Source organism: Hymenobacter norwichensis DSM 15439 (assembly GCF_000420705.1).
GTDB lineage: Bacteria > Bacteroidota > Bacteroidia > Cytophagales > Hymenobacteraceae > Hymenobacter > Hymenobacter norwichensis.
In genome coordinates, this window is sequence record NZ_ATVL01000007.1 from 537343 (window position 1) to 556424 (window position 19082).

The 19082-nt window shown below is 56.7% G+C and carries 21 protein-coding genes; 6 read left to right on the top strand and 15 right to left on the bottom strand.

Features of this window, described 5'->3' with window-relative positions; translation table 11 throughout:
• The first annotated feature begins 104 nt into the window (after positions 1-104).
• On the top strand, positions 105-467 hold the full coding sequence (locus tag G536_RS0108460) for an MGMT family protein (RefSeq protein WP_022823159.1): 363 nt from the start codon (positions 105-107) through the stop codon (positions 465-467).
• Between the two features lie 141 nt (positions 468-608).
• Here the strand turns inward: G536_RS0108460 and G536_RS26940 are convergent, their stop codons facing one another.
• The 8 genes from G536_RS26940 to G536_RS0108500 form a co-directional block, all read right to left on the bottom strand.
• Entirely contained in the window at positions 609-1016 is a 408-nt protein-coding gene (locus G536_RS26940) for a response regulator (protein WP_022823160.1), read from the bottom strand.
• Positions 1013-1831 (bottom strand): sensor histidine kinase, encoded by an 819-nt coding sequence (locus G536_RS26945; RefSeq protein ID WP_022823161.1) that lies wholly within the window; start codon positions 1829-1831, stop codon positions 1013-1015. The genes G536_RS26940 and G536_RS26945 overlap by 4 nt, the downstream gene beginning before the upstream one ends.
• Positions 1824-2345, bottom strand: coding sequence for a hypothetical protein (locus G536_RS32485; protein WP_169515065.1), 522 nt, complete (start codon positions 2343-2345; stop codon positions 1824-1826). Before G536_RS32485 ends, G536_RS26945 begins: the two co-directional genes overlap by 8 nt.
• A 301-nt stretch (positions 2346-2646) precedes the next feature.
• Entirely contained in the window at positions 2647-3351 is a 705-nt protein-coding gene (locus G536_RS0108480; protein ID WP_022823163.1) for a hypothetical protein, read from the bottom strand.
• A gap of 14 nt (positions 3352-3365) precedes the next feature.
• The gene (locus G536_RS0108485) at positions 3366-3722 is read right to left on the bottom strand and encodes a hypothetical protein (protein WP_022823164.1); all 357 of its coding nucleotides are present in this window, start codon (positions 3720-3722) and stop codon (positions 3366-3368) included.
• Positions 3723-3843: 121 nt separating this feature from the next.
• On the bottom strand, positions 3844-4149 hold the full coding sequence (xseB, locus tag G536_RS26950) for an exodeoxyribonuclease VII small subunit (protein WP_022823165.1): 306 nt from the start codon (positions 4147-4149) through the stop codon (positions 3844-3846).
• Positions 4150-4232: 83 nt separating this feature from the next.
• Positions 4233-5585 (bottom strand): exodeoxyribonuclease VII large subunit, encoded by a 1353-nt coding sequence (gene xseA, locus G536_RS26955; protein ID WP_084708535.1) that lies wholly within the window; start codon positions 5583-5585, stop codon positions 4233-4235.
• Between the two features lie 49 nt (positions 5586-5634).
• Positions 5635-6258, bottom strand: a complete 624-nt coding sequence (locus G536_RS0108500) for a DUF3575 domain-containing protein (protein WP_022823167.1) — start codon at positions 6256-6258, stop codon at positions 5635-5637.
• A gap of 147 nt (positions 6259-6405) precedes the next feature.
• Between G536_RS0108500 and G536_RS0108505 the strand changes: the two genes are divergently transcribed.
• Together G536_RS0108505 and G536_RS26960 are read left to right on the top strand one after the other, a co-directional pair.
• Positions 6406-7167, top strand: coding sequence for a glycosyltransferase (locus G536_RS0108505; RefSeq protein ID WP_022823168.1), 762 nt, complete (start codon positions 6406-6408; stop codon positions 7165-7167).
• Positions 7154-7837, top strand: a complete 684-nt coding sequence (locus G536_RS26960; RefSeq protein ID WP_022823169.1) for a lipid-A-disaccharide synthase N-terminal domain-containing protein — start codon at positions 7154-7156, stop codon at positions 7835-7837. The genes G536_RS0108505 and G536_RS26960 overlap by 14 nt, the downstream gene beginning before the upstream one ends.
• A gap of 68 nt (positions 7838-7905) precedes the next feature.
• Here the strand turns inward: G536_RS26960 and G536_RS0108515 are convergent, their stop codons facing one another.
• The 3 genes from G536_RS0108515 to G536_RS32090 all read right to left on the bottom strand — a co-directional run bounded on the left by G536_RS0108515 (position 7906) and on the right by G536_RS32090 (position 11118).
• The gene (locus G536_RS0108515) at positions 7906-9606 is read right to left on the bottom strand and encodes an ArnT family glycosyltransferase (RefSeq protein ID WP_084708536.1); all 1701 of its coding nucleotides are present in this window, start codon (positions 9604-9606) and stop codon (positions 7906-7908) included.
• A gap of 93 nt (positions 9607-9699) precedes the next feature.
• Positions 9700-10707 (bottom strand): GDP-mannose 4,6-dehydratase, encoded by a 1008-nt coding sequence (locus tag G536_RS26965; protein ID WP_022823172.1) that lies wholly within the window; start codon positions 10705-10707, stop codon positions 9700-9702.
• 246 nt (positions 10708-10953) lie between these two features.
• Entirely contained in the window at positions 10954-11118 is a 165-nt protein-coding gene (locus G536_RS32090; protein ID WP_157530499.1) for a hypothetical protein, read from the bottom strand.
• Between G536_RS32090 and G536_RS0108530 the strand changes: the two genes are divergently transcribed.
• A complete protein-coding gene (locus G536_RS0108530; RefSeq protein ID WP_026879976.1) occupies positions 11117-13249 on the top strand; it encodes a M13 family metallopeptidase in 2133 nt (710 codons plus the stop codon). The genes G536_RS32090 and G536_RS0108530 overlap by 2 nt on opposite strands.
• A gap of 197 nt (positions 13250-13446) precedes the next feature.
• Positions 13447-13812, top strand: coding sequence for a hypothetical protein (locus G536_RS0108535; protein ID WP_157530502.1), 366 nt, complete (start codon positions 13447-13449; stop codon positions 13810-13812).
• 11 nt (positions 13813-13823) lie between these two features.
• Here G536_RS0108535 and G536_RS26970 read toward each other — a convergent pair whose 3' ends face one another.
• From G536_RS26970 to G536_RS26975, 3 genes are all read right to left on the bottom strand, one after another.
• On the bottom strand, positions 13824-14573 hold the full coding sequence (locus tag G536_RS26970; protein WP_071837695.1) for a peptidylprolyl isomerase: 750 nt from the start codon (positions 14571-14573) through the stop codon (positions 13824-13826).
• Positions 14574-14730: 157 nt separating this feature from the next.
• A complete protein-coding gene (locus G536_RS0108545) occupies positions 14731-15636 on the bottom strand; it encodes a manganese catalase family protein (protein WP_022823176.1) in 906 nt (301 codons plus the stop codon).
• Positions 15637-15931: 295 nt separating this feature from the next.
• Entirely contained in the window at positions 15932-17167 is a 1236-nt protein-coding gene (locus tag G536_RS26975) for a zinc dependent phospholipase C family protein (RefSeq protein ID WP_022823177.1), read from the bottom strand.
• Positions 17168-17328: 161 nt separating this feature from the next.
• Between G536_RS26975 and G536_RS0108555 the strand changes: the two genes are divergently transcribed.
• Positions 17329-18366 (top strand): hypothetical protein, encoded by a 1038-nt coding sequence (locus G536_RS0108555; RefSeq protein ID WP_022823178.1) that lies wholly within the window; start codon positions 17329-17331, stop codon positions 18364-18366.
• 113 nt (positions 18367-18479) lie between these two features.
• Here the strand turns inward: G536_RS0108555 and G536_RS0108560 are convergent, their stop codons facing one another.
• The gene (locus G536_RS0108560; RefSeq protein ID WP_022823179.1) at positions 18480-19013 is read right to left on the bottom strand and encodes a CinA family protein; all 534 of its coding nucleotides are present in this window, start codon (positions 19011-19013) and stop codon (positions 18480-18482) included.
• Positions 19014-19082 lie beyond the last annotated feature (69 nt).

Below are 19082 nucleotides of genomic sequence, written 5' to 3' on the forward strand. Positions count from 1 at the left end.
AAAGTGCCTTCTGTACGCATAACCTCAACGTGGTGTTATGGTCCGGCTTGGGTGCTGGCCGATGGCTCTCTACCTTGTTGTGTTCATTTCTATCTTTCCAGCCCATGAGCCTGCCCCGCAACCCATCTGAAGCCAGCCGTAATTTTTTCCAGGAAGTGCATGAGGTGGTGCGGCTGATTCCGCGCGGGCGGGTGAGTACGTATGGGGCCATTGCGCACTACCTCGGGGCCAAGCACGGCGCCCGCATGGTAGGCTACGCCCTCATTGCCGCCGTGCCCGCCCACGGCCTCGACGATATTCCGGCTCAGCGCGTAGTAAACCGTAATGGGTTGCTAACCGGCCGCATGCACTTCGCCACACCTACCGCCATGCAGGAAGCCCTCGAAGCCGAAGGGGTCCGCGTAGAGGACGACCAAGTAGCCGACTTCAAAACCGTATTTTGGGACCCGAGCGTAGAACTGGAGTAAGCTCAGCAGTAGCCTATACTAATTAAGCAACACCCTACCGCTAGGCATAGCGTAGCTCTACCATAAGCTGTAAAACAGCTATGGTAGTGGGTAACCCGCACTTAGAGCGCTCTACCAGCTACACACGTGCAACAAGCAGAATTAAGCTGTCAGGGCAATGCGTGACTCGTGGGTGGAAGCCGCCGCCAGAATAGCGCCGCGCACTTCCTCTGGACTAGCATTTTTGAGCAGGTAGCCGTGGGCACCTTCCACTTTCAGGTTCTCAATCAGCTCCGGCTCGTCGTGCATAGAAATGATGATGACGCGGATGCGCGGATACTGTGCCCGGAGCAGGCGCACGGTTTGCAGGCCATCGAGGTTGGGCATTTGCAAATCCATCAGAATAACTTCGGGTAGGTTGCCCTGGTCGAGGCGCTGGAGCAACTCTTCGCCGTCGCCGGCTTCAAAGAGGACCTCCATACCAGGAAAGCCGCTGATGAGGGCACGTAGTCCCTTTCGAAATAAAATATGGTCGTCGACTACGGCCAGGCGAATTATTGCAGGTGTCATAATAGGGAGGTGAGAGGAGCAGGAGCTTGAGAAGCAGTAATATACGGCACAGGTAAAGAAATCCAGAACTGGCTACCCGTTCCTAGTTCCGACTGGTAGCGGAGCGTTCCTTTTAGCACCTTCACGCGGCTTTGCAGGTTGGTAAGACCGTGGCCAGTGCGGGCGCCCAGCAAGGGTTGGGTGTCAATGATAGAGGTGTCGAAGCCGATGCCGTTATCGGTGTAATGTAAAGAAAGCGTGTCGGCTCCGAAATCCACAATTATGTCAATTCGGTCGGAATGAGCATGGCGCAAGCCGTTGCCAAGCAACTCCTGTACCATACGGTAAACAATCAGTTCGTAGTGCGGATTGAGGCGGCGCGGCTGGCCCCGCTGCTCCAGGTTCAAGCGAGTAGGCCCGTCGGAAGGCACTGTGCGGGCCAGCGCATCCAGCGCGAAAGGCAGCCCAAATTTCTGAAGTGCTGCCGGGAGCAAGTTGCGTGAAATACGCCGCACCTCGGTAATAGCTTGGTCGAGTAAAGCGCTGGCTTCCTGCGTAAGGGCAGGCTGGCCTAACGTACTTAAGTGCAGCTTCACAATGGCCAGCGTAGTTCCTACCCCGTCATGCAGGTCGGCGGCAATTCGGCGGCGCTCATCTTCTTGGGCTAGCAGGGCCGCTTCCAATGCCTGTTGCTGAGCCATTTCGCGCACCTGTCGGATTTGCTCCTGCTGCCGAAGCAGCCGCCGCTGGTAGCGTAGCACAAAGGCCACGATACCCAGCGCGAGCAGCAGCAGCACCGGAGTTGCTAGCAATACAGGAACCAGCCAATTATTCATGAGAGCGAACCGCCGGTAACACAGCTGGCTGAGAGGCGTGGTAGAAAGCCAATGTAAATAAACCTAACCGCACCACATTTACTGTCGACATCAGCAGCGAAACGGTATGCTCCCCTATAGCATCGGTGGCACTCACAAAGTGGCCCGCAAATACATACAGTAATACGGTACCTGAAAAGTACATCACTATACCCGAACTAGCCAGAAACAACGAATGATTTTCGAGGTGAAGCACAGGCATCTGCTGAGCTAGCTCCCGCAAGTATAGACCACTTAAGCCCACTAGTAACACACTCTGTACGCTGTGTGTGTAGGCATGCATAGAAGCGCCCTGTTCCAGCCACCTCCAATCGAATAGGGCAAATGCCAGAAACCCCACTAGCACCAGCAAAACCAGTTGCCGCTGCCGTTTTTGCTGGAAAGCCAAAGCGTAGATTCCGCCAAAAATCAAAGTTTGAACGATGGTGTAAAGGTGCCACAGTATGCTCTCAGCTGCGGGCGTAAGCTGACCCAAAGCAGCAAATGCAACCAGCGCAGACGTAATAGCCAACCCGCTAGCCAACAGCCGCAACGGCTGCGTTAAGTAAGGCCACCGAAGTCCGGCTAGCGTCAAAGGAAGTAGCACCAGTAAGTCGCTAGCTTGTTCTAAGTAGTCAGCTACTGTAATTATCCAAGGTGGGAATACCATCAAATAAACTCCTGCCTATAAGGGATACGCAAGGTACTATTTTGCTTAACGAAGCCCGTTAGGTTGCATCCGGAAAGAGAGCATAATAAATCGGGCATTGTACAAGCATCATGTAGCCCAGCAGTAGCTATAACGCTTCACGTTTGTATGCTTTCGATGAGTTCAATTCGTGCAGCGGTTCTCGGCCAGCAAGCCAGAAAGCCCGCGCAATAATGGAATTCAAAATAAAGCTCAAAACGAAGTTGATTAGCATCATTAGCAACTTTTGAACTCCATGCACTGAATTTTGCAGCAGAAATACCATCACTGTTCCAGCGAAATAAGTTATTACGCCTATACCAATCACAAACATTGGGTGGCGCTCAAGAGGAGTAGTGCGCAGGTCATGCAATGACCGCTCAAAGTAGAGCAAGACGAGTGTAACCAGCAGTACGGTTTCTAAGGCTACCGTGTAAGTAGTGGTAGCGCGCAAGCCACTAATGAAAAAGTAATCGGCAAAAGCCGTAACCATAAATATCCAAGCCGCCAGGCGGACAAAGAATCGAATTTTGCTGGATGGCAAGGCTAAGTAAAAGGCATAGCCTATAAGCAAGGTTTCCAGCACCGTAACGAGGTTCCAGATATACAGGTTGAGCAGTTTGGCGGCGAAAAGGATTTCCCCCACAACAGTTAGCACCGCCCACATGACGCAGCACCAGAATATCGGCTTATATTCTTGCTTTAAGTAGTTCCAGCGTTGGTAGCCAATCCACAAAGGCAGTAGCAAAGAAAGCTGCGCGGTAAACTTGATAAACTGACTTAAAGACCACCACGCAGACTCTTTCAGTATCATGCTGCGCGTGCTTTCTAGTCGTGATTCAACGGGCTGCTGACGCAGCTGTCCGGGCAGGATGCCCCTTTATCGTAAACCAAGTGTCGCCCTTCTGTTAAGTCGTCGCTGGCAGTGGCTCCTACCAGCACGAAGCAATCTTTACCAGTGGCATCGGTGGCATTGTAGATGCGGATACCGTCGGCGCCAGCTTGCTTGAGCAGGGCCGTAAAGACGTCGGCGCTGAAATAAACAGCTTTCAGTTCACCCTGATGCTTGTCTTGATAGGTTTTGGTCCAGTCACTAGCCTCCTGCATCGAAATTTGAGCGCCAACGGTGGCTCCGGGTTTTTTCTCCGGGCTGTCGGAGAGGATGTCGGTGACTTCAGGTTCCATGGCAATAGCAATACTAATGTGAAACGCTATATTCGACCCCGTTACTTAAATAACGGAATCCAAATATAGAACAAAGTACATCGTGTTGCGTGCCTGTGTCTGCTGGCCGTCCGATAAACCCTTAAAACAACAGACCACCACCTGTTTCGCGCGGTGTGCGGCTGGCACGCTTCGGAGCGGGTAGGGGAGTAGGGGCCTGGGTTTCTGGCGCGTCATCGGCTAGGTCATCGTCAACGTCTTGATCCAGGTTTTCAAATACCCGGTCGATGGCGTCTTCGGCAGTGCGCAGCTTCTGCTTGCACAGTCGGATAAGCTGGGCGGAGCGCTGTACGCGGGCCGTTAGCTCGTCTACATCTACGGTATCAGTTTCTAGAGCCCGAAGAATGGTTTCGAGTTCGGCTATGGCGTCGCGGTAAGTGGTTTCCATGCGGTGAGATTGTGAATTGGTGAACGGGTGAAGCAATAAACCAGAAGAGGTATTTCTGGCAGCGCGAAATAGAATGCGCCCGCTTATTGCTTCACCACTTTATTGCTTGCCATTTCCAGCAGCCGGATTTCGGCGCGGTGCAGCAGGCGCTCGGCGGCTAGTTGCAACTGGTAGCGGCGGTGTAGCAGCTGCTCGCGGCGGCGGCGGTGCAAGTGCCGAAAGCGCCGAGCCAGCGTGATGCCCAGGCTCACCAGCCGCCGCTGTTGGCCCGTGGCCGCGTGGTGCGCCGCCCGCTGAAGTGCGTAGCGTTGCTGGCTGAGCTGGGTTTCCTGCTGCCGTAGCCGGGCGCGGGCCAGCGGCGCAGTGGTGCGTACGCGCTGGCGCAGGGCGTTGTGGTGGTCTTCTAGGCGGGCCTGCGCCGCTTGGTGCGTCTGGTGGCTGAGTTGGTCGAGGTGGCCGGCGGCATCTTGTACCTGCTGCATAGTTAGCTCCCGGACGCGGCCGGCGTAACCGTCGAACACCGCATCAAGGCGGGCCAGGCGGTCAGCCAGGAAAGCGGCTACGGCGGTGGGCGTTTTCAAAGCCAGGTGCGCCGTCAGGTCCACCACGGCTTCGTCCCGGTCGTGCCCGATGCCGGTGAGAACGGGCAGCGGAAACGCCCCAATGGCCGCTGCCAACCCGTAGTCGTCGAAGGCCAGCAGATCGGTTTTCGAGCCCCCGCCCCGGATGATAACCACAGCATCGAAGTGCTGCCGCTGTCCTCGGATGGCATCCAGCGCCGCCCGGATGCTGCCCGGCGAGTCGTCGCCCTGCATACTGGCCGGAAACAGCGCCAGCGAAAACGCATACACCGACTCTTCGAGCTGCCGCACGAAATCCTGAAAGCCAGCGGCCGTGGGTGAGGAAATAATAGCCAGCCGTTGTGGGGCCAGAGGTAGGGGTAAAGCACGCTGGCGGTCCAGCAAGCCCTTTTCGGTGAGTTTGCGTAGGGTTTCCAGGCGCTGCCGGGCCAGCTCGCCCACCGTGTAGGTGGGGTCGATGGCTACTACATCTAAGCTCAGGCCATACTGCTCGTGAAACTTCACTTGCACCCGCAGCATGATTTTCAGGCCTGGCCGCAGTTCCTGGCCGGTGTGCTCCTCGAACACGGGCGCCAGCTGTTGGTAGCGCTGGCTCCAGATGGTAGCTCGCGCTTGGGCTTTCATTTGAGCGCCGCGGCTGGTTTGGTGCTGGTCGGTGAGGGTGAGGTAGCAGTGCGCGCCGTCGAAGCGGGGCAGGGTGAGGTCGGCAATTTCAGCTACCACCCAGTACGAATCAGCAAACCGCTCACTCAGGCTTTGCTTGACGCGTAGCAACAGCTCGGCCAACGGCAGGGCTACGGGCGGCAAGGAAGCAGAAAGACCAGGTTCGGGGCGACGGTTGTAGAGGGGCGGCATGAGGCGTAAAGTTACGACCTGCGTACCGACTCGCGCTAAAAAATCAGGGCTAACGTGGCGGCAGCGGCCGTAATCGGTAGCCGACCTGCACGCCGAAGCCTGCGATGTAGCCTCGAGGCCAGATGGTGGAATGTAATTTGATCAGCCGCTGTTGGCCGAGCGCTAACCCTGCATATGTGTCGAGTGTGATGCGGCGGCCAAGCAGCCACTGCCGCCCTAGATTCAGCTCCAACTGGCTCAGCACCCCCGAGGCGTTGTAGTTCTGCGCGGTATACAAGGTGTGCCGTTCCTGGCTGGCTCGCAAAAAGGTGTGTAGGTTAGCCGCTAGGTACCAACCCCCGAGTGGCCGGGAAGCACGAGGGCGTATATAGCGGCGTACTTGCAGATCGAGGCTGTAAAACCGGTCTTGCATAGTGTACCAGTCTTCAATAAATGTGTCGTCGTAGTCGTGGAAGATAGTGTTGCTGCGCGAAGTCTGGCCGTAGTAGCCCACGCCTCCCGATACCGACCATCGACCATCCGAAAACTGCCGCTCGTAGCTTAAGGTCAGGTCGGCGGGAGAAAAAGCGTGCAGGCCTAGTTTCACTTGCTGATGCACGGGAGGCCGAGCGGCCGTATCTGGAGGGGAAATAAACGGGAAAGAGCCCAGCAAAATCGTATAGAGTGTGAGCATACAGGGTAGGATAAGAAGGGTAAGAGAATTACGCTCAACCTAACTAAATCTTAGAGGAGTAGCTACTAAAAAAACGCCAGCAGATAGGCCTGGCAGGAAAAGGCCCGAAACCTGGCTACCTTGCGCTCCGTTTTCCGATTTTTCGCTATGCCCGTGCCGCCTGCTACGCCTTTTCTATCCCAGCAAACCTTCACCGTACTTGTGCCCGTGTACGACGAAGAAGAAAGCCTGCCGCAGTTTGTGGTGGAGATGAACAAGTTTCTTGACCAGTCGCCGCTGCCTACTACGGTGCTGTTCGTGAATGACGGCTCGAAGGATGGTTCCCTGGCCTTGCTGCGCGACATTTGCCGGCAGGATGCCCGCTACGAGTTCATCAGCCTGAGCGAAAACAAGGGCCTAAGCACGGCCATCAAAGCGGGCTTCGACTACTGCCGCAGCACGCTAGTGGGCTACATTGATTCCGATATCCAGACCTCGCCGCTCGACTTCCTGAAGTTCTTCGAGTTCTTGCCTGACTACGACATGGTGAACGGGATTCGGGCCAAGCGGCAGGACACATTCGTGAAGAAAATGTCGTCGAAGATTGCCAATACCGTGCGCCGAACCCTCATCAACGACGGCATTGAGGACACGGGCTGCCCGCTGAAAATCATCAAGATTGAGTACGCCCGCCGGATTCCGCTGTTTCATGGCATGCACCGCTTTTTGGGGGCGCTGGTGCAGTTGCAAGGCGGGCGCGTGAAGCAAATGCCGGTGCAGCACTTCCCGCGGTTTGCGGGCACGGCCAAGTACAACCTCTGGAACCGCGCCTGGAAGCCCCTGGTCGATACGTTCGGGTTCCGCTGGATACGGAGCCGCTGGAAAAACTACGAAATCGGGGAGCAGCACCGCGCCGATGCCCATGCTTAAAACCGAGCAGGTAGCCCTGGGTATTGGGCTGACGTCGCAGCTGTTGTTCAGCAGCCGAATTGTGCTGCAATGGGTGCAGAGTGAGCGGGCCAAACGCGTATTGGTGCCCACGCTGTTCTGGCAAATTAGCTTGATTTCGTCGTTTCTGATGATAATCTACGGCATGCTGCGCCACGACCCGGTGATACTAGGTGCCCAGCTCATTAGCTACGGCATTTACATTCGCAACCTGCAACTGCTGGGCGAATGGCGCAAGCTGCACGGCCTGTTCCGCTTGGGGGCGTACGTATTTCCGCTGGCTACGCTGGCGTGGTTTGTGGTGGGCAATCAGCATTTTAGCTTGCAAGCCATGCTCAGCCATAGCATTCCGAGCGGTGTGCTGGCGCTAGGAGCCATCGGGCAGGCTATTTTCCTGATGCGCTTCGTGTATCAGTGGCTGTATTCCGAACGCAAAGGCGAGTCGGTGCTGCCGCTGGGGTTCTGGCTGGTGAGCTTCGTGGGCTCTATCCTGATTCTGGCCTACGCCCTCCTGCGTCATCCCATCGACGTTGTGCTTATCGTGGGCAACGTGTTCGGAACGGTGGTGTACGCCCGCAATATTGTGCTGATGCGGCGCGAAGAAAAAACCGAGGAGCAAACTGCCGAAATACAGCCAATCCGGCCCGATTAAGTAGGCCCTGCCCTTGAAATCAAGCTAGCAAGGCAGAAAATAAGGGGGCGAAGTTTCTAATTACGCTGCTACTCCGCCTCAATGGGCGTAACCAGCGTAACAAACCAGCGGCCGTCTTTGCGGCGACGGTCTAGGTAGAAGCTGTCCACCACTTGCAACCGTACCTGGTTGCGCCAAGCCAGCGGCAGCTTTTTGAAGGTGTATGCCGGCTTGAACCCAGACAGCAAGGCTACGGGTCCGGGCGGCTTGATTAGCAGCGAATCGGGGGAGCGGGGCCAGGTGGGCGTAGCACGGCCGGCATCCCAAATTCGCTTAACGTGCAACTCCTCAATGGTGTACCAGGGCAGGGAAGCCAGCACCGGGTTGTGGCGCAACTCCTGAATGTGACGCAAGCCAGGCTCGGCTTTGCGGTTGGTCCAAAGCGGGTAAGCAGGGGCTAACACCGATAGTAGCAGCGCCATAGCTATGATAGAGCTAGCCATCAGCACCGGCACTTGGTACTGCCGGTAACCCCAGCGCACAATGGCCGCGGCCAGCAGCAGAAACGCCACTAGGGTAATCGTAAAGGGTATCGAGCCCGGTCCGTACGGCGGCAGCTTCATAAAAATCAAGACCACCGGGAACAGGCAACACGCCACCGCCAGTAGGCCCGCCCAAATACGGACTAGTTTGGCATCCAGGTGCGGCCGGATTTGCTCACGCATCACCGTTTCCAGGTGCCGCAACAAGCCGCCTATCAGCAAGGCCAGCGGCGGCATCAAGGGCAGCAAATACCGTTCTTTTTTCTCGGGAACTAGGCTCAGCAGCAGAAACGCAATCAGTAGCCAGGCCAGCGCTGCTTGGTAAGGCACGTAGCGGCCGGCCCGGTTGCGAGCAAAAGGCACCGCCAACACCGCCAGCGCCATCGGCGTCCAGATGCCGGTGAAAACCGGGAAGTTCCAATAGTCCCAGAACGGTTGCACGTGCCGCTCGGCCCACGATGTAACCTCCACGCGCGCCACAGCCATGGCCGCCGGGGCCACTGTATGCTGTACCGACAAGTAAATCGGCCAAGCTGTGCCTACCATCAACCCAACAACTAGGGCCAGCAGCAATTGGAAGCGGCGCGGGCGCATAGGGCCCCGCTCAGGGTAGAAACGCGTAACGCCGAAACTTGCCAGAAAGGGTAATAGAATAGCGTAGGGCGCCACGGGGCCTTTGCTGAGCATGGAAGCGCCCAGCAGCAAACCACTCAGCGTAAACCAGCCCCAGCCCGCTCCGGCGGCAAACCAACCGCGGGCCAGTGCCCACAAAGCCCCCACCAACAGACTATTGGCAAAGATGTCCCAGTGTCCTTCGCGCCCCACGGTGATAACCAATAGGCTGCTCGCCAATACCAGCGTAGCCAGCCAGGCGGTACGGCCGGGGTCTTCGGTTTCGCCAGGTACGTTGCGAATGAGGGTGCGGGCTAGGCCCCAGAAGAAAAACACCAGCAGTGTGGTCATGCAGGCTGCGGGCAAGCGTAGGATTCCGGGGTTTTGGGTAGGGCCCGTTACCAGTTCCACCGCCGCTACGGCCCAAGTGGGCAGTGGCGGTTTGGCCACCCGTAGTGCGCCGTTCATGGTCGGAATCAGCCAGGAGCCGCCAGCTACCATTTCGCGGGCTGCCGTGAAGTTGCGTGCTTCCATCAAGTTGACCTCAGGGGCTCCCAAATGCACGAAGCAGCTAAAGAAGCAAACCAATAGCACCGTAAACGGCCGCAGCCAGGGAGAAGCAGTAAATGAGGGCATTACGGGGTGTCGAGTTCTGAAAAATTACCGGAAAGCAACGCCACTAGGGCGCCAGCTGGCAGGTTTCCCCGCCAACGCGAAGGTGACCGGCTGCTACGAGGCCTGAATGGAAACCAGCGGTGTAACGGTGGTTGCCTCTTGCTCTTGTAGCCACCGCACAAACTGCCGTAATCCTTCGGGTAAGGCAGTTTGGGGGGCGTAGCCAAGCAGCTGCCGGGCTTTACTAATATCGGCGTAGGTTACTTCCACGTCGCCAGCTTGCATGGGTTTAAGGTCTAGCACGGGCTCTACGCCCACTGCGTCGCCCACGGCAGCTATCAGGTCACAGAGCTTGACGGGGCTGCTGTTGCCGAGGTTGATGGTTTGGTAGGTGCCGGGGTGCGTGAGCAGATACGCCACGCCACGCGCAATACCGTCCACAGTATCGGCCACGAACGTGTAGTCGCGGGCGGTGCTGCCGTCGCCGTACATCGGGATGGATTGGCCGGCCAGCAGCAGGCGCGCAAACTTATGGATGGCCAAATCGGGGCGCTGGCGCGGGCCGTATACGGTGAAAAACCGCGCATTCAGCACGTTTAGCTGGTAGAGGTGGTGGTAGGTGAAGGTGAACTGCTCGGCGCTCAGCTTGGAAGCTGCGTACGGCGAAATGCACGTTGACAGCAGGTTCATATCCTCCCGAAATGGCACTTCGGTGGTATTGCCGTACACCGACGACGACGACGCAAAAAACAGGTTTTTTACGCCTGATAGCCGCATCCACTCCAGCAACTGCACCGTGGCCAGTACGTTAGCCTCCAGGTAGGCGGCCGGCTCCTTCACCGACGGGCCTACCCCGGCTTTTGCCGCTAAGTGCACCACCACATCCACCTGTTTGGAGGCCAGCACGGCCGATAGCGCCGATGCGCCAGCTTGTAGGTCCAACTCATGAAACACAAAGTTCGGGTGGTGCAGGGAGCCCGCCAGATTGGTTTGCTTGAGTTTCCGGTCGTAGAACGGGTCGAAGTTGTCGAGGCCCACTACGTGGTAGCCATCGGCCAACAGTCGTTCGGAGAGGTGGGAGCCGATAAAGCCGGCACAGCCGGTAACGAGGGCAGTAGGCATGCAGAGTAGCCGAAATAAGCAACCAGGAAAACGCTCCGAAAGCCAGTTCGGGCGCACAAGGTAGCAATAGATTAGAATAGCATTAGAGCACCATTAGAACAGGATTAGAAGAAGAGTTGTTGCACTAGCCAATTGCTGCGGCCACAGCGTAGGTAGGAGTGAGGCTACGTTTCGGCTTTACTCAGTGAGGCGAAGTCCAACCAAGGCTGGTATTATGCCTGGAAAATATTACAGAAAAAGTATAGGCTAGCAGGCTGGTAGCGCAACCTTTATTTTGTTGGCGTTGTCTGTCATGCGCAGACTGAAACCTATGGTGCAAGTGCTGCCTTCTGCTGAAAGCAAGCTTTGCGTAGTATTTCGCCTGTATATTTCGCCACCGAAACCATTGAACACACCAATTTCAATTTCCATGAAAAAACGCAACAGCATGACGCTGGCCGCCGTGGCTCTCACGGGCCTGACGCTGGCGGCCTGCTCCACCAGTGGCCCCAAGGCACGCCCGGCTGCTACCTCCATCAAGCCGGACATGTCCGCGACCGGCAGCACGTCGGCCCCCGCGGAAGCTCCTACCCTGAAAGGCAATGGTCTGAATCTGGCCAACATCGACCCATCAGCTTCGCCATGCCAGGATTTCAACCAGTATGCTTCCGGTAACTGGTACAAGAACAACCCGATTCCGGCTGCCGAAGTCCGTTGGGGCTCGTTCCAGGAATTGGGCGATAAGAACAACGCCGTAATGCGGCAGATTTTGCAGGAAGCTGCCGCCAACACCTCGGCCACTAAAGGCACCAATGCCCAGAAAGTAGGCGACTTCTACGCCTCAGCCATGGACACCGTGGCCATCGAGCAGGCCGGCCTGAAGTACCTGAAGCCCGAGCTAGACCGGATTCAAGGCATCAAAGACCTGAAGGGGTTGCAGGCGGAAATCGTGCGTCACCAACTGACGGGCACGGGCGCTTTCTTCAACGCCTACGTGGGCCAAGACGAAAAGAACAGCACGCAATATGCCTTCCAGATGGGCCAGGGCGGCCTTTCGTTGCCCGACCGGGACTACTACCTCAAGGACGACGCCCGCTCGAAGGCCATCCGCACGGCCTACGTCACCTATCTGACCAACACGTTCAAGATGCTGGGCGACGCGCCCGCCGTAGCCGCCAAAAACGCCGCTACCGTGGTGCGCCTGGAAACCCGGTTGGCCAAAGCCAGCAAGAGCCGTGTTGACCTGCGCGACCCGTATGCCAACTACAACAAAATGACCGTGGCCGAAGCCAACAAGCAATTCCCGAACCTGGGGTTGCCCACGGCGTTGCAGGCCATGAAACTTGGGGCCGCCAAGGAAATCATTGTGGGGCAGCCGGCTTTCTTCAAAGAGGAAAGCGCCATGCTGAAGCAGGAGCCCCTAACCGACCTGAAAACCTACATGCGCTGGCACATGGTATCGTCGGTTACGTCGGCGCTGCCGAAAGCATACGGCGACGAGGCGTTTCGCTTCTCGCAGGTGCTGAGTGGTGCCAAGCAACAGCAGCCCCGCTGGAAGCGCATGAACCGCGCCACCGATGGGGCGTTGGGTGAAGCCTTCGGTCAGTTGTACGTTGACAAAGCCTTCACGCCCGAAACCAAAGCCAAGGCACTGGAAATGGTAGCCAACATTCGCGAAGCCATGGCCGACCACATTCGGCAGGTGGATTGGATGAGCGAAACTACCAAGAAGGAGGCCCTCAAGAAGCTGAACGCCTTCACGGTGAAAATCGGCTATCCTGACAAGTGGAAGGACTATTCGGCCCTGACCATCTCGCGCGACTCGTATTTGCAGAACACGCTGGCTGCCCGCAAGTGGGCCACGCTGGACAACTACAGCAAGCTCGGCAAGCCAATTGACCGCAACGAGTGGGGCATGACCCCGCCCACGGTAAATGCCTACTACAACCCGCCGATGAACGAAATTGTGTTCCCGGCCGGCATCATGCAGCCCCCGTTCTTCGATCCTAAAGCCGATGATGCCGTGAACTACGGCGGTATGGGCGCCGTTATCGGCCACGAAATCACCCACGGCTTCGACGACCAGGGCCGGCAGTACGACTCGGAAGGCAACCTGAAAGACTGGTGGACCAAGGAAGACGCCGACAAATTCACGCAGCGCGCCGACATGGTAGGCAAGCAGTACTCGGCCTTCTCGCCGCTGGACTCGGTGTACGTGAATGGCAAGCTCACGATGGGTGAAAACCTCGCGGACTTAGGCGGCCTTAACATTGCCTATTCGGCGCTGCATAAGCAGCTGAAAAAGCAGTATCCTGATGGCAACTACCCCAAATACGATGGCCTGACGCCCGACCAGCGCTTCTTTTTGAGTTGGGCTCAGGTATGGCGTACCAATGCTCGGCCTGAGTATCTGCGCCAGCAGGTACAAACCGACCCGCACTCCCCAGCCATGTTCCGGACCAACGGCCCGCTTATGAACATGCCCCAGTTCTACGAGGCCTTCGGTTGCAAGGAAGACGCCAAGATGGTGCGTGCCCAAACCGACCGCGCCAAGATTTGGTAGGGTTTGGCTTGTTGAATGGCTGACTGATAAATCGTTGAAAAGGCGGCTCGCACATTGCGAGCCGCCTTTTTTATGCTATTTGATGTCCTGTGTTGCAAGTACTACTTCAGGCTTCCAATAGCCGCTATTAAGTGGCAGCATGACAAATAGAAGCCAACGCGCTTATCTTGCCAGTCAACTCCCAACCACCTTTACCAATGCCTTCTAGTATCCGTCGTCTCTGCTTGCTGCTCTTACCGCTCCTAAGCGCCTGTTCCGATGAGACAGTGCAGGAAAAGGTGGCCAACCCCAAGGCTGGAGACGTGTACGTGGTGCAGTTTCAGCCCGCAGGCGCCACTACTACGCGCTACTTTTTCTACCACCTTTACCGCGTTACGCCCGATAGCGCCTACCTCCACCCCGCCCGCCAAGATTCGCCTACGGCCGACGCCGACTTACGCCAGTTGGCCTTCGAGCCGCTACCCAAAACAATTGCCTATACCCGCGCCGAACTAGTTGAACTACTGAACGAGCAGCCCGGCGACGCCACTAAAAGCAAGCTGATTCAGGTGCGTCGCCCGTAGCTTAGGGTTACCTACTTCACTATTTCTATCTTAATATCCACGTCCTTTTTCGGCCACTTATAAGGGTCCACGGGTTCGTTGGCTATCTTATCTACCACATCGAGGCCCTCTGTTACTTCGCCGAACACCGTGTATTTGCCATCGAGCGACGGTACGCCACCCACGGTGGCATAGGTGCGCTGCTGGGCAGGGGTGAGGGAGCGGCCGGCCATGGCCTGGCTTTGGGCGGGCGTCATGGTTTGGCCTTGCACGAAATAGAAATCGGTGTTCGAGGACAGCTGGCCGGGATTTTCGTCGTCGTCGTAGCGGGCCATGCCGAGGGCGCCGCGCTTGTGAAAGTGTTGCGGCAGAATTTCGGGGGGCAGACGGTAGCGGCTGAGGCGGATGGTGCGGTGGTCGGAGGCGCCACCTTGTACCGCAAAGCCTTTTACCACGCGGTTGAACACAGTTTCGTCGAATACGCCGCGGCGGGCCAGCAGCAGAAAGTTGGCCTTATGAATGGGCGTATCGTCGTAGAGCTTTACCCGGATGTCGCCGAGGCGGGTGTGCACTATCACCTCCGACGCCGGATACTGCTTGCCATAGGGGAGCAGCAGCCGGGCCGCATTGCTGTCGGCTATGGCGGTTAGGCTGGGGCCAGGCACGTTGCGCTCCGCTGAGGGTGTGGGCGCCACAGTGTCGTCGGCGGGCTGCTGGCGGTTGCACGCCGCTAGTAGCAACAGGGAGAAGGCAAGCGGAAAATGGGAAGCAACGAAGCGCATGGGCAAAAACGGTAGTACGCGGTGCAAGCTAGCCGAAAAACGCAAGAGGTGGCCACCTTGCGGCAGCCACCTCAACCATATGCTAGATGATTGATAGTAGGTATTGAGTGGTAAGATGGAGTTGCTCTTGTCTTACCGCTCAATACCGACTGCCAAACTACAGCTTGATGCCTAATTTCTTGGCAATGTCGGCAAACATCTGTGGGTCATAATCGTCTGCGCCAGGCGAATTGAGCTGGGGCTCCTCTTCCAGCACCGGGTACGGTACACCCTCAAAACCGCCGTGAATTACTTCCAGTGGCTGGCCGTCTTCGGGGTGAGTGCCGTTCCAGATAATGCCTGCCTGCTTGTAATCGTCGGGACTGAAGGTGTAGAGTTTCAGGTGCAGCTTCTGCTCGTCTTGAAGCTTCTTAGCTTCCGGGAAGGCGTCATTGCTTAGTTCCGGTACAGGCACCAACTTGGTTACCTCCACGCCGGTCAGGTGCTCCAAAGCCTTGGCATACGCCACTACGTGCAAGCCGCCGCGTACCAGCAAATAGCCTACCATGGTACGGGCGCAAGGGTCCGATACCATTTCATATACTCTCATTTTGTTGGCGCGGGCTCCGCATTCCAAGAAAAAGTTGTGTAGCAAATCCAGCTTCAGGTTGCCGCTGGCATGCACATTTTGGCCGGTCCAGGGGTTACCCATCGAATCGACGGGCAGCGCGGTTTGGGCGCTGCTCAGGAAGTGATAGCTGTTGCGCGCATCTTTGGCGTCGGCTAGCGGCGCCGGTACTGGGTCTTTGCCTCGCACCGTTTGGCCGGTGAGCAGCAGATTAATGGCGTACGACACGGCCTCGATGTGGCTGTACTCCTCAGCTGCAATGCTGCACGTCAGGTCGTAGAATGGCCGCAACCGGTTACGCCCCCGGAAATTGAACGACTGGAACGTATAGTTCATCAGTGTCGACATCTCTCCGTATTTACCGCCGAGCAATTCCTGAATGGCGGCCGCATCATTGGGCGACGGGTTTTTGGGTTTGGGCAGCTCAACAGCCAGCCGGTCATAGCGCAAAATCATAGCTCAGAAATTGAAAGGATGAAAGGTCGTGCGCTCCTGCCAATGCCAAGCTGGCACTAGCAGGAACACTATCAGCCTACGCGCCTCCAACCGGGGTGTTATGTCGAGCTTGGCGTTGTAACTGCTTTAAGCTCAACCGTATGCCGCTCAATATATCTCAACAAAAAGAGCATTTCCAGCTTGGCTGAAAATGCTCTTTCGTAGGGTGCTTGGAGTAAGATAAGTGCCCGGTAGTCAGGGGCTCCACTCGGGGCGGGGGGGGCACGGGTGCGGCGAGTACCGTTCCGCTTCCCAGCTACCAGCCTGAGTTAGAAGGCGAGCCCCAGCCGTCATCTTTTTTCTTGGCTGGTTTCTTGGGTTTCTCTTTCTGCTTGGTGGTGCCCTCGTCGGTTTTTACCTTCACTTTCACCTTTTCGGCGCCTTTCACGGCTGGCGCACCAGGAATGGGTGAGGCCGACGGTGCTGCTTCGGTGGGTGAGGTGGTTTCCAGCACCGGCGCAGGCGCATCCACGGCCGAGTTGATTTGGTCGGCTTGTACGCCAGCTTCTTGTTTCGCTAATGCCAGCAACATCTGCTGCGGCACCAACTCGTTGTCTTTCCACACTTTCAGCTGGCTGCTCAGCAATTCCTTTTCTTCTTTGCTAGGCTTGCTGGCTAGCATTTCCGTGAGGTTGGGGCTACCGGCGTCGCGCCAGGCCGTGAGCCACATCGAGGCCACCATGGTGGGGGCCTGCTTCAGCTGGTAGGCTACCATGCCACCTACTTCCTTGTGGTAGGCATCAGCAAAAGCATCGGAGTAGGAGCGGCGAGTCTTGCCGTATTTATGCGAAAACACGTATTTGGTTTCGGTTTTGAAGCCACGCGAGGCCTTCTCTTCCAGGTCGAAAGTGGCACCCAGGAAGCCATACGACTTCTGAATTACCTGCCAGATGGCAGCCTGCGGGTCTTTCAGGTAGCTCGCCGATTCCGAATCCAGCTTGTATTTGGCAATGTTGTTTTCGGGCAGCTTCGACTCCCACAGCGAGTGAATGCCCTGCTGGTTGCTAAGCTGCCCGTCGTAGTTGACGGTAGTATGCAGCGGTACAAACGCATCGGCAACGTAATGGCACAAGTCGGCGGAGAGGCGCACAATGGCCACGGTGTCACGGGCCTTGAAAGCGGCCGTGAGATTTTCTTTCACTTCCATGATTTCCCACGGCACCGTGCCGTACTTGCGCAGCGTGTCGGCGGTGTACTTAGCTTCGGCCTTCTCCCAGGTTTTGGGCATGAGTCCAAACGGGTCGTCGCCGTAGTGGTCCATGTCGATGAAGTGCTTGGTAGCCTCTTTCGGGTCAGAGTCGCGCCGCTCATCGGGAGCCGTGGAAAGCTTCACGATTTCCTTGAGATGCCGGAAATAAAACGGCTGCAAATTGGACGGCAGCGCGTACACTGATATCTGCGCAATGGTGCGGTGCGCGAAAAAGCCCCAGCCTGGCGACGTAAACGGCACCAGCAAGCATAGGCACAGCAAGAGAATAAACGGTTTTTTCATGGTATAATGACAGAGCCCGTGGATAGACGCTTAAAGTTACTGGAGATGGTGAAATTGTGAGATGGTGAAATGGTGAGTTTCCGGTTTCACCCAAGCAATTCACGCAGATTCTCATCCGTAGCACATAAACTCACCACTTTACCATTTCACTACATCACCTTATGGCGCTTATTTCCCGCAAGAAGCTACACTACGCCATTCAGCCGGCGCTCCGCGAGTACCTGCATCACTACGACCGGGAAACCCGGCTGCCGATCAGCTACCGCGACCTGACCCGCTTTAGTGGCGCGTTTCCGCTATTAGATAGGCAGGGAAATGATACGCTGTGGGAAACCGTGTTCTACGAGCCCCAAACGCTGGTTGAGTTGAGCGAAGGATTGGCCCAAGTGTATGCGCTGCTGAAAACCGATGGCGACCTGTCGTTCACCGACCACCTGCTGGCCGACCGGATTGACTATTGCCGCTTCGGCAACTCCAACCCATTTCGGGTGCGCATCATCAACCGCCTCAACGACAACTACGACTACTTTTACGTGAAAACTGCCGATGCCTCGCGCATCTACGGGCTGGAGCTAGAGCACCTGTTGTCGCCTAACCGCATCAGCTACCTGGTGAGTGGCGATACGCTGATTGAGGAGCACATTGCTGGCATCCCCGGCGATGATTTCATTCGGACCCGGATTCCACAGATGCAGTTCAACCAGGTACGCATTGCCAAGGAGTTCGTGAAGTTCAACGAGCGGTGCTTTGCCCGCCTGCTGGGGGATATGCGCTCCTACAACTACGTGATTGTGGTAACGCCCGACTTCGACGCCGAGCAGTACCGTGTGCGGGCCATCGACTTCGACCAGCAGAGCTACGAAGGCCGCAAAACCATGTACTTGCCGCAGTATTTCAAGGACAACCTAGCCGTAATTCAGATGTGCAGCCGCTTCCTGAAAGCCGAGGCCATCCGCCAGTACCAAACCGAGGAGCGGGTGCTGATGCTGCGCCGGGTGCGCCTGGAGCGGTACCGCCTCAAAGCCCTTATGGACTGCATGCGCCGCGACGACCTAGCCCCTCCCGAAAAAATAACTCAACTTAAGCAGGAGTTGAACGCGCACCACCAAACCACCGCCTTCAACCGTTGCCACAGCATGGGCGACCTAGTACGCCAAAACTTGAAGCTGGTGCTGGACATTCCCAATAAGCTAGACTAATAGTAAAATGTCGAGGTGGTGAATGGGTGAGGTTGATGTTCTGACCGCGCTAAGTGCGCAACTTGAATATCAACCTTACCCATTCACCACCTCATTATCTTATCATCTCACCGCTAGTTTTGTGCTAGCTTGGTTACGATGGCGTCGTTAGCGTGCTGTTCGGCGTAGTGGTCGAGCAGTTCGTTCAGATGATCGAAAATGAAATCGACGGCCAACTGGCGCACGGTGTCGCAGTTGCCCTCGAACTCCTGACGCAGCTCCTTAGCGCGGTTTTCGTGCAGGATGGTGAAGTACATAGTGCCCACCGGCTTTTCGTCGGATTCGGAGGCGCCGCCCGCGCACAGGCCCGTTACGGCTACGCACACGTCGGCAGTAGGTAGGTGTTTGTGCAGGCCCATCACCATTTCGTTGGTTACCTGCTGGCTTTCGGCAGTGTACATGGCTAGGGTTTCCTTTTTCACGCCCAGCAGCCGCTGCTTGGCTACTGCGTGGTAAGTAACTACCGAGCCGAGCAGCACCTCACTGCTGGCTTCTGCTTTTATAAACTCCGAAGCCAGCAAACCGGCCGTGCAACTTTCGGCAAAGGCCACTGTGAGCTTGTATTGCAGAAATTTCTTGACAAGCGTATTCAGGTCGGATGGTTTCATAGGGCAGGGCTAGTGGAATCCTCCCTGTACGCAAGCCAGGCCCCTGCTAGTTATAGCCGAGCTGCTGGG

Coding starts and splice junctions, on each gene's coding strand:
- G536_RS0108460 (WP_022823159.1), top strand. CDS start 105: ATGAGCCTGCCCCGCAACCCATCTGAAGCCAGCCGTAATTTTTTCCAG.
- G536_RS26940 (WP_022823160.1), bottom strand. CDS start 1,016: ATGACACCTGCAATAATTCGCCTGGCCGTAGTCGACGACCATATTTTA.
- G536_RS26945 (WP_022823161.1), bottom strand. CDS start 1,831: ATGAATAATTGGCTGGTTCCTGTATTGCTAGCAACTCCGGTGCTGCTG.
- G536_RS0108480 (WP_022823163.1), bottom strand. CDS start 3,351: ATGATACTGAAAGAGTCTGCGTGGTGGTCTTTAAGTCAGTTTATCAAG.
- G536_RS0108485 (WP_022823164.1), bottom strand. CDS start 3,722: ATGGAACCTGAAGTCACCGACATCCTCTCCGACAGCCCGGAGAAAAAA.
- xseB (WP_022823165.1), bottom strand. CDS start 4,149: ATGGAAACCACTTACCGCGACGCCATAGCCGAACTCGAAACCATTCTT.
- xseA (WP_084708535.1), bottom strand. CDS start 5,585: ATGCCGCCCCTCTACAACCGTCGCCCCGAACCTGGTCTTTCTGCTTCC.
- G536_RS0108500 (WP_022823167.1), bottom strand. CDS start 6,258: ATGCTCACACTCTATACGATTTTGCTGGGCTCTTTCCCGTTTATTTCC.
- G536_RS0108505 (WP_022823168.1), top strand. CDS start 6,406: ATGCCCGTGCCGCCTGCTACGCCTTTTCTATCCCAGCAAACCTTCACC.
- G536_RS26960 (WP_022823169.1), top strand. CDS start 7,154: ATGCCCATGCTTAAAACCGAGCAGGTAGCCCTGGGTATTGGGCTGACG.
- G536_RS0108515 (WP_084708536.1), bottom strand. CDS start 9,606: ATGCCCTCATTTACTGCTTCTCCCTGGCTGCGGCCGTTTACGGTGCTA.
- G536_RS26965 (WP_022823172.1), bottom strand. CDS start 10,707: ATGCCTACTGCCCTCGTTACCGGCTGTGCCGGCTTTATCGGCTCCCAC.
- G536_RS0108530 (WP_026879976.1), top strand. CDS start 11,117: ATGAAAAAACGCAACAGCATGACGCTGGCCGCCGTGGCTCTCACGGGC.
- G536_RS32090 (WP_157530499.1), bottom strand. CDS start 11,118: ATGGAAATTGAAATTGGTGTGTTCAATGGTTTCGGTGGCGAAATATAC.
- G536_RS0108535 (WP_157530502.1), top strand. CDS start 13,447: ATGCCTTCTAGTATCCGTCGTCTCTGCTTGCTGCTCTTACCGCTCCTA.
- G536_RS26970 (WP_071837695.1), bottom strand. CDS start 14,573: ATGCGCTTCGTTGCTTCCCATTTTCCGCTTGCCTTCTCCCTGTTGCTA.
- G536_RS0108545 (WP_022823176.1), bottom strand. CDS start 15,636: ATGATTTTGCGCTATGACCGGCTGGCTGTTGAGCTGCCCAAACCCAAA.
- G536_RS26975 (WP_022823177.1), bottom strand. CDS start 17,167: ATGAAAAAACCGTTTATTCTCTTGCTGTGCCTATGCTTGCTGGTGCCG.
- G536_RS0108555 (WP_022823178.1), top strand. CDS start 17,329: ATGGCGCTTATTTCCCGCAAGAAGCTACACTACGCCATTCAGCCGGCG.
- G536_RS0108560 (WP_022823179.1), bottom strand. CDS start 19,013: ATGAAACCATCCGACCTGAATACGCTTGTCAAGAAATTTCTGCAATAC.